We start from the raw sequence: 15331 nt of genomic DNA, 5'->3' as shown, positions 1-15331 counted from the left end.
TAGAAAGCTTATGTATTGCTTGTTTGGACGAGGGTTCGAATCCCTCCAACTCCACAACTCACGATTTTAGGCACTTTTAGAGAAGTGCCTTTTTTCGCGCCTTCTGTTTTTAAAAACCCTTTATTCATAACACTTCACAAAGATTTTTACAGTATTTTTTGATTGCATTAAATTGCAGTGAGATTCAATTTGGTTGACACAACGGTTGATACAAATTGCAAAAACTATATTTTGTATCAACGGAATTTTATATCTTTGATTTGTTCAAAAAAAAGTGATGGCAATCAAATTATTTTTACGCTCCAAAGTTGGGGAAACCTCATCTATTTATTTCCGCTATATCAAAGGCAGAGATTTTAAATTAATTCTCAAAACCCCCTACTCTATCAATCCCACACATTGGGACGAAGAAAAAGAAAGTTACAAGGCTAATTTGACCAAAAGAAACCCCAAAACGGTTTTGGAAAAAAACTTTAATTCTCAAATTGCAGTCCTAAACAACAATCTCGCAATCCTAAAATCTGAATTATCGGTTTTCTTTGCCAACAATCACGATGCTACCGCAGACGAGATAAAAGACTTTTACAACAAAAAATATTTTCCCGAAAAAGAAAAACCCAAAACCACTAAAACAGCAATACCGAGCGATTTGGTCAACTTTATCGATTATTATATTAAGGACAAAAGTAAACGTATTGAGGGCAAACAAGACCCGATAACGGAAGCCACACGCAAAAAACTTATCACAATCAAAAACCGTATTATTTTATTTGATAAAAACATTCTATTAAAAAGTGTGAACGATGATTTTCGGGATGATTTAACCGAGTGGATGCAGACAGAAAAATACAGCTCCAGCACAATTATAAAAGATTTAAAATACATCAAAACCGTTTGCAGTTTTGCCTCTAAAAAGAAAATTGATGTAAATACGGAGGTTTTGCATTGGGAATTTATGAGAGTCAAACAAAACTATACACCGCCTATATTATCGTTTGAGGAACTGGAGCAAATAAAAAATACGATATGCCCTCACGAATATTTGGAAAACGCTAAAGACTGGATTATTATAGGATTCTACACAGGTGCGAGAGTATCAGATTTATTAAATTTTGATGCAAAGAATATCATCAATACCAATATTTTAAAATTCAAACAGAAGAAAATAGAAAACCAAACACACGATGCGGAGGAATTTATTTATCTGCATTCTGAAGTATTGAAAGTATTGGAAAAAAGAAACGGACAATTTCCCCGAAAAATTTCTGACCAACGTCTGAATGATTACATTAAAGAGGTTTGCAAATTGGCAGGACTTACGCAAAAAATGATAGGAGGTGTAAAAGACAAAGAACAAGGCGGAAGAGGAAAAAAGATTGTAAAAGAATTTGAAAAATGGAAACTGATAACCACGCATATTTTCCGCAGGTCGTTTGTGACCAACTTTATAGAAATTTTGGGTAAAGAAAACATTAAAACCCAAACAGGACACAAAACCGATGATATGGTAAACTTATACAACAAAACCGAAAAAATAGACAAGGCAATGAGAATAGCCGAAAAAATGGAAAACCATTTGAAAATAGTTTGAATATGAAAAACAAATATACCCAGCTCGACCAACTGAAAGAAAGACTAAACCATTTGCGACAAAACTACAGCGACAAAGTAGCAAAGGCGTTTGATATAGAATACACCTACGAGAGCAACAAAATAGAAGGTAACACACTGACTTTGCAAGAAACCGCATTGGTTATTGAAAAAGGATTAACCATTGGCGGAAAGTCTCTAAATGAGCATTTGGAAGTTATCAACCACCAACACGCCATAGAATACATAAAAGAACTGGCAAACGAAAAACAAACGATTTCCGAGAGAGATTTATTGCAAATACACCAACTCATTTTGCAGAGTATAGACAACCAAAACGCAGGAAAATACAGAAATGTACAGGTACTGATTTCGGGAGCAAAACACATACCGCCACAGCCTTTTATAGTACCCAAACAGATGGAAGATTTATTTATTTGGTATAATGACAATAAAGACCAATTGCACCCGATAGAACTCTCCGCAGAGATGCACGAGCGGTTGGTAACGATACATCCATTTATAGACGGTAACGGACGAACCTCTCGCCTACTGATGAATTTAATCTTATTACAAAACGGATTCCCGATTGCTATTTTAAAAGGACATACCGATAGCCGTTTGAAATATTACAGTGCATTGGAAACCGCACAGACAGAAAACAATAAACAGCCATTTATTGACCTCATCACAGAGAATGTAAGGGAAACAATGGAAAGAATTATAAAAGTATCGGGGAATTAACCCAAAGGCAACCAATTATAAAATATGGGAGTAGATTATTATGGAATGAGTCAGGAATGGTCAGAATCTGACTTGATAGGCATTATAGAAAGTGTATTTGAGCGCAATGAGATGTTTGTGCATTCAGTTAAGGATATTGTTGAAGATATACTTTTAAACAAAAGCATCGAGGAAATTTTAAAAGAAGAAAATAAAGAAACAGAGGATTCTATTAAAAGAAAAACAACATCCTGTTCTGTTCAAGTATCAATATTGAATGAGTTAGTTTTTTTTGATTTACAAAAAGTTAAAGAAATGACTTCAACCCAAAAAGAATATACAATTTCATGTTTACTCAATAGAGGAGAAAGGGAAGTAAAGGGAAATATTAACGTTTTAAATCCAAATTCTAAGGAAGACGTCACAAGATACACTGCATCTACACACGGCACAATTGCAAAAGCAAAAAAAATTATAAATGAAAAGAATTAAACCACCTTTAAGGTGGTTTTTTGTTGTACAAAACTTTATAGGAGTATAGTTAGGGGGACTATTAGGGGGAATATATAATTGTATGATATTGAATTTTGTAGCATAATTAAAACAATTATTGCAATGGGCATAATACAATTTATTGGGACAAACCCGACCGACCTCATCACAGAATTAAAAAATTCTTTGATACCTGAGTTAACAGCGCAACTCTCCGCACAATTCCAACCCAAAGAACCAACAGAATACCTTACACGGTCGGAGGTCTGCAAACTTCTCAAAATAGACCTTTCCACACTTCACAGATGGCGCAAAGACGGTACAATTCCGAGTTTCGGGATGGGAAACCGTGTATTTTTCAAACGTTCAGAAATTGAGCAGATTATTAACCAAAACAAATTGAGTTAATATGAAGAATAATTTCATCTCACAGCTATTAGAAATTGCAAGGCAAACCAAATTACCTTTTGATGAGGTTTTCACAATAGTCTTTGATTATGGCTTTGTAGATTCTATAGGGAATATTACCGCAGAATTATTAGAAAACGAAAAAGGGAACGATTAAAACCGCTCCCTTATTTGTTCAAAATATTGTGATAGTGGCAACTATTACAACAGAGCAAATATAGGCAAATGCTAGATAATACAAAGTTTTCTACCACAGATATTGAGATAATAAACAGGATGATTTCGCACCCTGATTTTGTCGTATGCAGACCGAAAAATAACTATTACCATTCTTTAAAGCACAAAACACATGGCGCAAAATTAAGCTTAGATTTTCGCAAGGCTGTAGAAAATGGCAATATAATTGGCTACGGCTATTTAGACATTGTTATAAGTCCGCATTATCATTTTAACCAATACACGCACAACGGTAACGATTTCACGCCCGAAAACAGTATTAAAACAATTATAGACATTCTTACTTATTTAGGGATAAAAACGCAGGAATACGACCTTTTAAAAGTTGTCAATATTGAATTTGGTTTAAACCTCGTCCCTGAAAGCGATATTAAAAGTTTGATAGATGGTTTGTTTTTCTACAAAAAAACACCGTTCAATACAGGTGCATTTCCGTACTACAAAAAAACAGATGCAACAAGCTATAAACAAATAAAGGCATACGCCAAAGGTTTGCAGTTTTTAGAATATCTGCAGTATGGTATCAATCAAAACACTTTCCGTTTTGAAGTGAAGAGCAAACAGGCAAAAAACATTAAGAAATATGGAATCACTACCGCAGTAGATTTGTTAGAACCCGATACCTACAAACAATTAGGGCAAACTTTATTAAACGAATGGGAAAACATTCTATTAACCAGTCAAACACCCGATTTAGACAACTTAAAACCCGATGAGGTGAAATTTATCCAAAGTGCTGATAAAATTGATTTTTGGGAAGATTTAAAAACGCAAAAACACCGAAATACTTTTCAATACAAAAAGGCAAAATATTACAAAATTCTGCAAAGAAAAAACAATCTGCACACCAAAATAAAAGGGCAAATTATTGATAAAATCATTCAGTTATCAGAATGTGCAAATTCCACACAGCCAACAGCGGTAAACAGGGGAAAGTTGCATAATCAAAAAACACACTCCACACTGATAAACTTGGAAAATGCACAAACAACAAACAGTAACATGGTTTGTTTAGTTACTGGATTAAATATTTCAATGCAGAGAAAAGGAAGTAAATATTTGTGTTTGGGTGGACTAAAATATTACAGAGAATTTGCTCCGAAGTGTACAAAAACATTGAAAAAAGATTTTTGACCGAGAAAATGAAAAACCGAGATGCAGAGTACCAAATGTATTATATTGCGCACAATATCCGTAATACCGCCACAAACCCGAACCACAACCCAAAATACAGCCGTGAAAGATTTGAGCAAAGAAATTACAAGCCCAATCAATTACAAATCAAATTTTAAAAGTTCCCTAATAATTTAGGTTTTAAAAAATGGCAAGATATCCAACCTACCCGACCGAAATTGAAAGATTAAAAATGATTTCAATTGCAGATTTGAAAAGAATGAATCTAATGAAACCTAATCGCATAGTAAATGCGATTATCAATTGGACTAATCGAAACACGCAGGAAAACAAAGGTTCAATATCAGTATCTATCGAACTGAAACAAAATAGTGGTTCAATAACTCTTGATTACAAGTACAGAGAAACAGACCACATCAATTATACAGTACAATTAATCACAAGACCATCCAATTTAGGAGTCGGAAGATTGTGGTTTTTCGTATGCCCGCACACTGGCACGGTTTGCAGAAAATTACATCTCATAAACGGCTATTTCGAACACCGTTCGGCAAGTCCAAAATTGATGTATGGTAAACAATTAGAATCAAAGAAAATGAGAGAGTGGATTAAAATGTTTGGTATGATGCTAGATGATGAAGTATATCAGCAACTTTATAAAAAACATTTTAGATCTCATTACAGAGGAAAGCCTACCAAACGATATTTACAATTAATGAAAGTTATTGAGCAAAGAGAGAACGTAAATATTGATGATTTTGAAAGGTCTTTTCGATCTGAAAAATATAAGTAAGTACCGACTTATTGCAGTCAAAATGCGATGATAATAACTGATAACGGAGTTTTCCGTAGTTATACATACGTGTGTTATACCTCATCCGAAACTTCACAGGAAAAAAAAGGAATAAAATTTATACTTTTGCTTGATTAAATATTTTTATATAAATGGCACAATCTATTGAACCTAATATTGCTGACCTTGTAAATGGTATGGTTTTTAGGGAGAAGGTCACTGTTTTTTTTGCGAAAAGGCCAACAACACACAACACCAACTTTTTGTTTTTCCTATTTTTTATAAACCTGACACAGTCTACATTTCCTTTAATCCACAAACTTAACTTAACATTACTTTCGCCGCTTTTGGCATTTATATTTGTTACTATTAGCAATAAATACTTCTTTGCATAGAAAATTGAGTTATTTAACAGTTAAAAAAAAATAAATTTATGAAAAAAATTCTAATTTCTTTTACATTTGTCTTTGTGTGGATAACCTCCAACTCCCAATGGAATCCTGTTTTAGATCAAAATCTTCTTGTTGCCTCTCCTAAAAGTGGAGATGCTTTTTCGACCACCTCTAGCGATGGTAAAACTTTTATAGGATACTGGAAAAGTGTACCCACTCCGGTAAACTTCGAATTATGGCTTCAGATTTTGGATAAAAATGGAAATAAAGAATTGGGCAGTGAAGGGATTATGTTAAGTAATCAAATTCCAATGGACACATACACTTTTGTTGAGGACTCTACTGTCGATTCTTCTAACAATTTATATATTGGAGTCACCGGTACAGGTGTTGGGCACCTGGGATATATTTTTAAAGTAACCCCACAAGGAATTTCGGTATGGCCTAACGGTATTAGCATTGGAGAAGCACTATCTCCTACTTTACTTCCTCTTTCTAATGGAGATTTATTAGTTAGTTATTGGCCAGAGAGTAAAAAGTATTCTAGAATAGAACGATTTAATTCCTCCGGGCAACGCGTATGGAATTCTCCTGTGGTAATTAAATCTGATAGCGAAGAAAATAGTACTATTCCTGCTGATCTATTTGAATTGCCAAATAATGAATTTGAAATTATTTTTAGTAAAGTTTTACCCGGGAGTGGATCATACACAAGTTCATATTTATATGCACAAAAGTTTGACTTTAATGGCGTAAAACGGTGGGAATCACCTAAGCAGATTTCAACAAAGGGCGCAGCTTGGAACGTTAAGCATAGTGGGATTGCAGATGGTAATGTTGTATATTATGGATTCAGTGGAGGAACAGTAGGAACAAGTGAGATTAATGCTTATTTACAGAGAATAAACATAGATGGAACCTTACCTTGGGGAGTAAATGGTGTTGATTTTGATATTAGCCACGATTATAAGGAAAGAGATATGAAAATCGCATTTACCCCAGGTTCTCCTTATATATGGTCTATTGCCAACTATAATAAATTTGATCCTTTTACACAGCAAGATTTAAATGGTGAATTTATTCAAAAATTTGATAAAGTTACAGGAACAAGGCTTTTTACTAACAATGCTAAACAAGTTTTCCCCGTTGATGAGAGGCAAATGTTTCATCAAGGAAATTTACATTTGGTTAATGAGTATCCTTTTTTCATCGTCCAGAAAAAACTAGAGTCTACTAACCTTGATGTTTCTTTAAATGCTGTCTTACTAAAGGATGACGGAGATTTTTTTTGGACTCAGAAGTATTTACCAATGGCAACATTTCCAGCTATGAAATCAAACATTATCTCATTAAAACCTATCAACGGACAAAGTATAATCCTATTTCAGGAGAAAAAAATATCTACAGATATATCTGATAAATTATATGCTCAAAATCTAATTATTCCATTTGAAATAAATGATCATTTTAATAAAAAAAATTTTTTAAAATTAAAAGAGTCTATGGGAACCAAAAATAGTAGTAATTTACCTGTTTTTTTATCTCCCAACCCTGCTAAAGAAGAATTTTCTGTTATACATACTAATAGTTCTAAGAAATATTTAGATAAATTTAATGTAGAGGTTTATGATTTATCAGGAAAACTTTTACTTAAGGAAGAGGGTAAAGAAAAAAATTCAGTTAGAAGCCTATCTAATGGTGTATATGTGGTAAAAATAGTAACTACTGATGGGATAACTCAAACTGAAAAACTTATAGTAGAAAAATAAATTAGACACTATCCCACGAAGTGTGTAAGTTAAAAAGTTAGGGCTTGGATTTTATAATCTGAGCCTTTGTTCAAAAATAAGCATAAACTGATTAAGAACAATACCCCAATTTTGATTTGGCATCGTCCATTTTTTGTAGTTTCTTTTAAAGCGAGATACACTGATTTCATTACGGCATCATCCGTAGGAAAAAACATTTTGTTTTTGGTGCATTCTCTGACTTTCCCGTTGAGATTTTCAATCAAATTAGTGATGTAAATGATTTTCGGATCTCTAAAGGAAATTCAAAAACCACAGTCAGCTTGTTGTTGAATACTGCGTTTAATCAATGTTTTATAAAAACGTTGAGTGACATTTTAACATTAATTGACATTATTTTATTACTAATAATAGATCAAAATTATCTGCTGTTTTAGTAACTCATAAAAAAGTTAAACCTGCATAATAAAGTTTTGAAAGATATTTTGCATCGGAAAATAATTTTCTGAGTCCATAAAAAGGATTGAGAATTGATTTTGTTGATACACCCGTTGACACAAAACGAATTCCCCAATCACAACTTGTTGATTTTCAACACCCGTATATAGTCCCTCCAACTCCACAAAACCATCGATTTCTCGATGGTTTTTTTATTAAACTCTTTATACATCTTCTTTAAGAATATTTCATGCAATACATCGTGCATTTTATACTATATATAAATATGTTTCAAAAAATGAAAACCTACTTAGGTAAATAAAGAGTTAATTTTAAGATGATATTGTAAAAACTGAAGTCCATAAGATGGAAATTGAAAGCATATCATTCCGGGACTCTTCCACTCTTTCTAAATATTGATTTTACATTCATCTTCAGGTAACAAATATAACCTACTGAAAACTAAAAGACTAAAACTCCACAACCCAAAATAAAACCTTCTGGTCCACAAAAAAGACTAAAAAAATGTTTTATCGTAAAGAATTTTATATATTTGCACCATCTAACAATTAAAAAAAAATTTACTATGTCAGACATTGCATCAAGAGTAAAAGCTATCATCGCTGATAAGCTTGACGTTGAAGAAACAGAAGTAACTCCTGAAGCTAGCTTCACAAACGATTTAGGAGCTGATTCATTGGATACAGTTGAACTAATCATGGAGTTTGAAAAAGAATTCAATATTCAAATCCCTGATGATCAGGCTGAAAAAATTACTACTGTAGGACACGCTATCGCTTATATCGAAGAAGTAGTAAATAAATAATATTCTTCAACAAAAAAGAAATTAAACAAAGTTTATGGAATTAAAAAGAGTAGTTGTAACCGGTTTTGGAGCAATAACACCTATTGGAAATAATGCAAAAGAATACTGGGAAAATCTTGTAAAAGGTGAGAGCGGTGCCGCTCCTATTACTCTTTTTGATGCCACAAACTTTAAAACAAAATTCGCCTGCGAAGTCAAAAATTTCGATCCGCTGCAACATTTCGATAAGAAAGAGACAAAAAAAATGGATAGAAATACACAGCTTGGGCTTGTTGCCGCAAGAGAAGCGGTACAACACTCAAGAATTATTGAAGACAGCGTAGACAAAAACAGAATCGGAGTAATCTGGGGTTCCGGAATCGGAGGTTTGGAGACGTTCGAAACTGAAGTTTTAGGATGGGCAAATACGGAAATCCCGAGATTCAACCCTTTCTTTATTCCTAAAATGATTGCGGATATCACACCGGGACATATTTCTATAGAATATGGTTTTCACGGCCCTAATTACACAACAGTATCTGCATGCGCATCTTCAGCAAATGCTTTGATTGATGCCAAAATGCTGATTCAGCTTGGAAAAGCAGACGTAATTGTATGCGGTGGCTCTGAAGCAGCCGTTACAGCAAGTGGTGTCGGCGGGTTCAATGCAATGATGGCACTTTCTACAAGAAATGATGATCCTAAAACCGCTTCCCGACCTTTCGACAAAGACAGAGATGGTTTTGTACTGGGAGAAGGAGCAGGATGTATTGTTCTTGAAGAATATGAACACGCAGTAAAACGTGGCGCAACAATTTATGCAGAATTAAAAGGCGGAGGTCTGAGTGCAGATGCACATCATATGACCGCACCGCACCCTGAAGGCTTAGGAGCTTATCTGGTAATGAAAAACTGTTTGGAAGATGCAGGCTTAACTGCTGATGAAGTAGATCACATCAATATGCACGGTACATCTACTCCATTAGGAGATATTGCAGAATCCAATGCCATTTCAAAATTATTGGGAGAGCACGCTTTTGACATTCAGATTAATTCTACAAAATCTATGACAGGTCACCTGTTGGGTGCTGCAGGAGTTATTGAAGCTATTGCTGCGTTGGGAACAATTATTCATGGTATTGTTCCTCCTACCATCAACCATTTTACTGATGATGAGAATATCGACAGCAGACTGAATTTCACATTCAATGAGGCTGCGAAGAAAGATGTAAAAGTAGCCATGAGCAATACTTTTGGATTTGGTGGGCACAACGCTTGCGTTCTATTTAAGAAAATCTAAATCTACTGAATGGAGTTACAGAAATACTTTTCTAAATTCCTTCTCAAAAAAAGAAAAAGAAAATTAACGGAGAGAGATTATTTTCTCAGTACTGAACTTAACAAAATTCTTGGTACTGAGGTGCAAAATGTTGCGCTTTATCGTGAAGCTTTTTCTTTAAAAAATTCTTCTAAGAAAGACAGTAATTATGAAAGACTCGAATTTTTAGGAGATTCTGTTTTGGGTACAATCATTTCATGCCATTTGTTTCGTACATATCCTCAGGCTAACGAGGGATATCTCACACAAATGAAGTCTAAGATTGTGAATAGGAAAAATCTTAATAAATTAGGAGAAGATCTAAAACTGACAGACCTGTTGCAAAAGCAGGCATCTTTAGCTTTAGGTGAAAATATCTCCGGAAATTTATTCGAGGCTTTAGTAGGTGCAGTTTATCTTGATTTTCATTACGAAACCTGCAGGAAGATTATTTTAGAAAGGCTTCTTACACCAAGCGAAATGAATAAGCTTGAAAATAAAATTGTAAGTTATAAAGGTCTTTTGCTCGAATGGAGCCAGAAGAAAAAATTAAATATAAAATACGAAACCTGTGAAGAGATACAGGTGAACAAGTCGATCGTTTTTCGCTGTCATGTATGGCTCGGAGAAGACAAAATCGCAAATGCTACGGAAACCTCTAAGAAAAAAGCGGAAGAAAAAGCAGCACAGAGAGCATTTTATATTTTAAATAAAAAAGAAAACATACTTGGAAATTCAAAAGCTTTATGATCTTGATGATATAGAATTTGAAGATGTTACCATAGGATTGGTAAGATTAGCAAAAAATATACCCGATCATGAGTTTTTCTATACCGTAAATCAAAAAAACGATCTTAATTTTAAAAGGATTGATGATCTCATCTATCATGGATCGTATTATGATTATTTTTTTCCACGATTTGAGGCGTATCACAAATTTACAAAGACATGTTTTACGTTTATTTCAAACCGATCTTCTGAAAGTAAACAAAAAAAAATACAAACTGAGCTCTTCTCAGAAGAAGAAAACATTAAATTTTTATTAAATAATCAGGTAGAAGTACAATATATTTTGCACAGTTCGGAACAGTTTCCTGATTTTTCCGTAATTTTGCTCCCTGAAAATCTTGTTTTTCCAATTCAAGATTATACATTAGGTTCTGAGGAAGAACTTTATCAAATTATCCAGTATTATGAATAAGTATTTAAAGAAGACAAAAATTATCGCAACACTAGGGCCTGCTTCATCGTCAAAGGAGGTAATGTTAGATTTAATGAAAGCGGGTGTTGATATTTTCAGAATAAATTTTTCCCATGCAGATTACGACTTAGTCCGAAAAAATATTGAAATAATTAGAGAGCTAAACAGCGAGTGTGGTTATTCAGTGGGTATTTTGGGAGACCTTCAGGGTCCTAAGCTGAGAGTAGGTGTCGTAAAGGAAGGATCTTACCTGAACCCGGGTGATATTCTTACTTTCACCAATGAAAAGATGGAAGGAGATTCTACAAAGGTATACATGACTTATCAACAGTTTCCACAGGATGTAAAAGTAGGGGAAAGAATCCTTATCGATGACGGGAAGCTGGTACTGGAAGTTACTGAAACCAATGAAAAGGATACTGTAAAAGCAAAAACCATTCAGGGGGGACCTCTAAGTTCCAAAAAAGGAGTTAACCTGCCTAATACACAGGTATCTCTTCCTGCACTGACTGAAAAGGATATTCAGGATGCTAATTTCATGCTTGACATGGAAGTAGACTGGATCGCTCTTTCTTTTGTGCGCCATGCTCAGGATATCATTGACCTGAAAGAATTAATTGCGAGCCATCCGAATGGTAAATTCAAGACTCCGATTATTGCGAAGATCGAAAAACCTGAAGGGGTTAAAAATATTGAAGAAATCCTTGTTGAATGTGACGGATTAATGGTTGCGCGTGGTGACCTTGGAGTAGAAGTTCCGATGGAAGAAGTTCCTGCGATCCAGAAAAATCTGGTAGAAAAAGCAAGATTCTTCTCCAAGCCGGTAATCATCGCTACTCAGATGATGGAAACTATGATCAACAGCTTAACGCCAACCAGAGCAGAAGTAAATGACGTAGCTAACTCTGTATTGGATGGTGCTGATGCCGTGATGCTTTCAGGAGAAACTTCTGTAGGTAGATATCCGGTACAGGTTGTGGAAAACATGGCTAAAATTGTAAAGAATATCGAAACTACTCATTTCTATCAACATAAAAATGAGCCTATCGAAAAAGATTATAACTGTATTGATGAAAGATTTATTACAAACAGAGTTTGTCTTGCGGCGGTAAGAATTGCTAAAACAACAAACGTTTCTGCTATCGTAACACTTACTCATTCAGGATATACGGCTTTCCAACTGGCAGCACACAGACCGAACTCTCACATCATTGTATACAGTGGTAACAGAAGAGTGATCACAATGTTGAACCTTCTTTGGGGTGTTCACGCCTATTATTATGACATGAAGAAGTCTACAGATGAAACAATCATCCAGGTAAATATGCTGACTCATAACTATGGTTATATCGAGACAGGAGACTTTGTAATCAACATCAATGCTACTCCATCATATGAAGGTGGAAAAACGAATACATTGAGATTGACTACAGTATAAGCAATAAGCAAAATTACTTTTTGTAAAAACATAAAAACTCCCGGAAATTAATTTCCAGGAGTTTTATTTATAATGTAAAGTATACTGTTAACTTATAAAGGGCAGTTTGTCATTCTGACTAAGCGGAGTGAAGTAAAGAATCTCCGGATTCTCAGTTCCTCGGAATGACATCCCTATATATTTTAATTACCTACAATTGTTTTAGCTGTTACAAATTCTTTCAAAGCTAATAGAGACAATTCTGTTCCATATCCTGAAGCTTTTGTTCCCCCAAACGGAAAACGCGGATCAGAGCTTGTCATTCTGTTGATGTTGACCGTTCCTGATTCAAGGTTTTCAATAAAGAATAACTGACGTTCTTTATTTTTGGTCCAAACAGAATTGGAAAGTCCGAAAGGAATATCATTGGCCATTTGTAAAGCTTCTTCCTCATTCTTTGCAGTCATAACCATACCAAGCGGTCCGAAAAGTTCCTCTTTTAAGATCGGATTTCCTTCCTGAACTCTGATCAAACCTGGTTTAAATTCATTCTCTGAAACCCTTTCCAAAGGAATAATAATCTCTGCACCATTTTCCAATGCTCTGTTGAACTGGGCTTCCAGCTCATCTGCCAGATCAGGTCTTGCCATTCCGGCTAATTTCGTTTCTTTATCTAAAGGATCTCCAATCTCATATTTTTTATATTCTTCAATGAAAACAGGTAAAAACTGATCTTCAATTTTTTCATCAATGATAAATCTTTTAGCCGCAGTACAGGTCTGCCCGCAATTTTGAAGCCTTGATTTTGCTCCGGCTTTTGCCGCTTCTTCCAGATCAGCATCGTCAAAAATGATAAAAGAATCACTTCCTCCCAGTTCAAGTAAAGATTTCTTGATATTTAAACCTGCTATTGAAGCTACTTCCCCACCTGCTTTTCCGCTACCTGTAAGGCTCACCCCTTTTACAGTTTCATGCTCAAGAATTTCTTTTACAGCCTTATGCCCCACTTCAAGGTTCTGGAAAGTCCCTTCCGGGAAGCCAGCTTCCAAAAGAACATCTTCAATAGCATTTCCGCTTCCGAAACAAATTGATGCATGCTTTAAAACCACTGTATTTCCAGCCAGAATTGCAGGAATAGCGAATCTCAGTACCTGCCAGAAAGGGAAGTTCCAGGGCATTACTCCTAAGATCACACCTTTCGGAGCATAATGAACTTCAGAGTAAGCAAATTCAGATTCTACTTTTTCAGGCTTTAATATATTTTCTGCAGCAGCATAATAATTCATCATTAATGCACACTTTTCCACTTCAGCAATGGATTCAGAAATGGGCTTATTCATTTCTGTTGTGATAATCCTTCCAAATTTCTCCGAATTATTCTTTAAAATCTCCGCTGCTTTTGCAATTAACTTCTGCCTTTCCTCAAACGGCACTTTTCTCCACACTGAAAACGCTTTATCTGCTTTAATAAGCTTGCTTTCAATTAATTGTTCCATAATATAAATTTCTGTTTTAAATTCAGCTAATGAATTTATAGGTGCTTTTATTTTAAAAGCACGGTGAAATCAGCAAATTCCATTCCTTAGGGGTCAATAAAATAATGATTTTCTCTATCGGAAGAATATAGCTTTACCTTACATCATTAGCCATTCATTCACAAGACACGCTGCCAGTCTTGCGGTTCTGTCCTGAATATCAAAAGAAGGATTTACTTCTGCGACATCCAGTGCAACCAGTTTTTTGTTTTTTAAGATATGCCTGTAAAAATGCATAAAGGTTGTATCTGCAAAGATACCATTGTACGCTGCGGCGGAAACTCCGGGAGCAACTGATGCATTAAAAACGTCCATACAAATAGTAAGATAGGCAAAATCCACATTGTCCAGCAAATCATCAATACGCTGGTAAATGGAAGGAAGATTTTCAAAAAACAATTCATCTGCCAGGATGTACTTCATCCCGTATTGATGAGCTGTATCAAAAAGTTTCAGCGTATTTGAGTTTCTCTGAATTCCAATATGCAGAGAATTGATCGGCCCCTCCTGAGCAATCTGCCAGAACCCTGTTCCGGAACTTGGCCCGACTCCTTTTTCAGGCTGTCTGTTGTCAAAATGGGCATCAATGTTGATGATCCCGATTTTTTGTTCCGGGAAAGCTGTTTTAACCCCCAAATAATGGGCATAAGTTACTTCATGGCCTCCACCCAGTACAAGGGATTTTCCGCCTTTTAAAAGTACTTTTGAAACATTTTTAGCAAGATCATTCTGTGTGCTTTCCAGATTGCCGTTTTCACAGGTAACATTTCCAAAATCCAGCAGTGAAAAATCCGGAAGGATTACAGGAAAATTAGACATGTTTTTTCTGATGACATCGGGAGCATCCTTAGCGCCCTGACGGCCTTTATTTCTTCTGACACCTTCATCTACAGCAAAACCATGCAACGCAAAATCACCTGTAGAAATATTGTCATAATTACGCTCTTCCTTTACTCTTTGAAATATCCTGTGATAGAGAAGTTCTTCTCCGTCCAATCTGCCTTGCCAAATATTATTCATTATTCAGTCATTTGCCTATTGTCTGTTCTTCATTCAGCAGACATTGGGAACCGGCTGCCTGAAGAACAAATATGGTTAAT

The 15331-nt window shown here is 35.0% G+C and carries 15 protein-coding genes and 1 pseudogene; 13 read left to right on the top strand and 3 right to left on the bottom strand.

Annotation, left to right across the window (positions count from 1 at the left end; all coding sequences use genetic code 11):
* Positions 1-277: 277 nt before the first annotated feature.
* The 8 genes from ACE3RB_RS16385 to ACE3RB_RS16350 all read left to right on the top strand — a co-directional run bounded on the left by ACE3RB_RS16385 (position 278) and on the right by ACE3RB_RS16350 (position 7538).
* The gene (locus tag ACE3RB_RS16385) at positions 278-1591 is read left to right on the top strand and encodes a tyrosine-type recombinase/integrase (RefSeq protein ID WP_374465190.1); all 1314 of its coding nucleotides are present in this window, start codon (positions 278-280) and stop codon (positions 1589-1591) included.
* 53 nt (positions 1592-1644) lie between these two features.
* Positions 1645-2334 carry a Fic family protein gene (locus tag ACE3RB_RS16380; protein ID WP_374465188.1) on the top strand — a complete coding sequence of 230 codons (690 nt, stop codon included), beginning with the start codon at positions 1645-1647 and terminating at the stop codon, positions 2332-2334.
* Between the two features lie 24 nt (positions 2335-2358).
* Positions 2359-2805: a hypothetical protein gene (locus ACE3RB_RS16375; protein WP_374465187.1), complete on the top strand. Its 447-nt coding sequence runs from the start codon at positions 2359-2361 to the stop codon at positions 2803-2805.
* A gap of 123 nt (positions 2806-2928) precedes the next feature.
* On the top strand, positions 2929-3213 hold the full coding sequence (locus tag ACE3RB_RS16370) for a helix-turn-helix domain-containing protein (protein WP_374465186.1): 285 nt from the start codon (positions 2929-2931) through the stop codon (positions 3211-3213).
* Between the two features lies 1 nt (position 3214).
* Positions 3215-3370 carry a hypothetical protein gene (locus ACE3RB_RS16365; RefSeq protein ID WP_374465185.1) on the top strand — a complete coding sequence of 52 codons (156 nt, stop codon included), beginning with the start codon at positions 3215-3217 and terminating at the stop codon, positions 3368-3370.
* Positions 3371-3438: 68 nt separating this feature from the next.
* Positions 3439-4584 (top strand): hypothetical protein, encoded by a 1146-nt coding sequence (locus ACE3RB_RS16360; protein WP_374465184.1) that lies wholly within the window; start codon positions 3439-3441, stop codon positions 4582-4584.
* Between the two features lie 187 nt (positions 4585-4771).
* Complete coding sequence (locus tag ACE3RB_RS16355; protein WP_374465183.1) at positions 4772-5377, top strand: hypothetical protein; 606 nt, start codon at positions 4772-4774, stop codon at positions 5375-5377.
* A gap of 433 nt (positions 5378-5810) precedes the next feature.
* Positions 5811-7538: a T9SS type A sorting domain-containing protein gene (locus tag ACE3RB_RS16350; RefSeq protein ID WP_374465181.1), complete on the top strand. Its 1728-nt coding sequence runs from the start codon at positions 5811-5813 to the stop codon at positions 7536-7538.
* A gap of 51 nt (positions 7539-7589) precedes the next feature.
* On the opposite strand, the pseudogene ACE3RB_RS16345 reads toward ACE3RB_RS16350, so the two are convergent.
* Positions 7590-7845, bottom strand: a pseudogene (locus ACE3RB_RS16345) (transposase); the annotation flags it as partial.
* Positions 7846-8541: 696 nt separating this feature from the next.
* Here ACE3RB_RS16345 and ACE3RB_RS16340 point away from each other — a divergent pair.
* The 5 genes from ACE3RB_RS16340 to pyk are packed head-to-tail and all read left to right on the top strand — an operon-like array spanning position 8542 to position 12717.
* Positions 8542-8781, top strand: coding sequence for an acyl carrier protein (locus tag ACE3RB_RS16340; protein ID WP_002976354.1), 240 nt, complete (start codon positions 8542-8544; stop codon positions 8779-8781).
* Positions 8782-8815: 34 nt separating this feature from the next.
* Positions 8816-10060, top strand: coding sequence for a beta-ketoacyl-ACP synthase II (gene fabF / locus ACE3RB_RS16335; RefSeq protein ID WP_374462054.1), 1245 nt, complete (start codon positions 8816-8818; stop codon positions 10058-10060).
* Between the two features lie 9 nt (positions 10061-10069).
* Entirely contained in the window at positions 10070-10828 is a 759-nt protein-coding gene (gene rnc / locus ACE3RB_RS16330; RefSeq protein WP_089853275.1) for a ribonuclease III, read from the top strand.
* Complete coding sequence (locus ACE3RB_RS16325) at positions 10806-11279, top strand: IPExxxVDY family protein (protein WP_374462053.1); 474 nt, start codon at positions 10806-10808, stop codon at positions 11277-11279. Before rnc ends, ACE3RB_RS16325 begins: the two co-directional genes overlap by 23 nt.
* Positions 11272-12717: a pyruvate kinase gene (gene pyk / locus ACE3RB_RS16320; protein WP_374465180.1), complete on the top strand. Its 1446-nt coding sequence runs from the start codon at positions 11272-11274 to the stop codon at positions 12715-12717. The genes ACE3RB_RS16325 and pyk overlap by 8 nt, the downstream gene beginning before the upstream one ends.
* A 182-nt stretch (positions 12718-12899) precedes the next feature.
* Here the strand turns inward: pyk and ACE3RB_RS16315 are convergent, their stop codons facing one another.
* Together ACE3RB_RS16315 and hutG are read right to left on the bottom strand one after the other, a co-directional pair.
* The gene (locus tag ACE3RB_RS16315; RefSeq protein WP_374465179.1) at positions 12900-14192 is read right to left on the bottom strand and encodes an aldehyde dehydrogenase family protein; all 1293 of its coding nucleotides are present in this window, start codon (positions 14190-14192) and stop codon (positions 12900-12902) included.
* Between the two features lie 138 nt (positions 14193-14330).
* On the bottom strand, positions 14331-15251 hold the full coding sequence (gene hutG, locus ACE3RB_RS16310) for a formimidoylglutamase (protein WP_374465178.1): 921 nt from the start codon (positions 15249-15251) through the stop codon (positions 14331-14333).
* Positions 15252-15331 lie beyond the last annotated feature (80 nt).

Source organism: Chryseobacterium sp. (assembly GCF_041914225.1).
Classification (GTDB): Bacteria; Bacteroidota; Bacteroidia; order Flavobacteriales; family Weeksellaceae; genus Chryseobacterium.
Note: the sequence above shows the minus strand (reverse complement) of the source record. Positions and strands in the feature narration are given on the sequence as shown.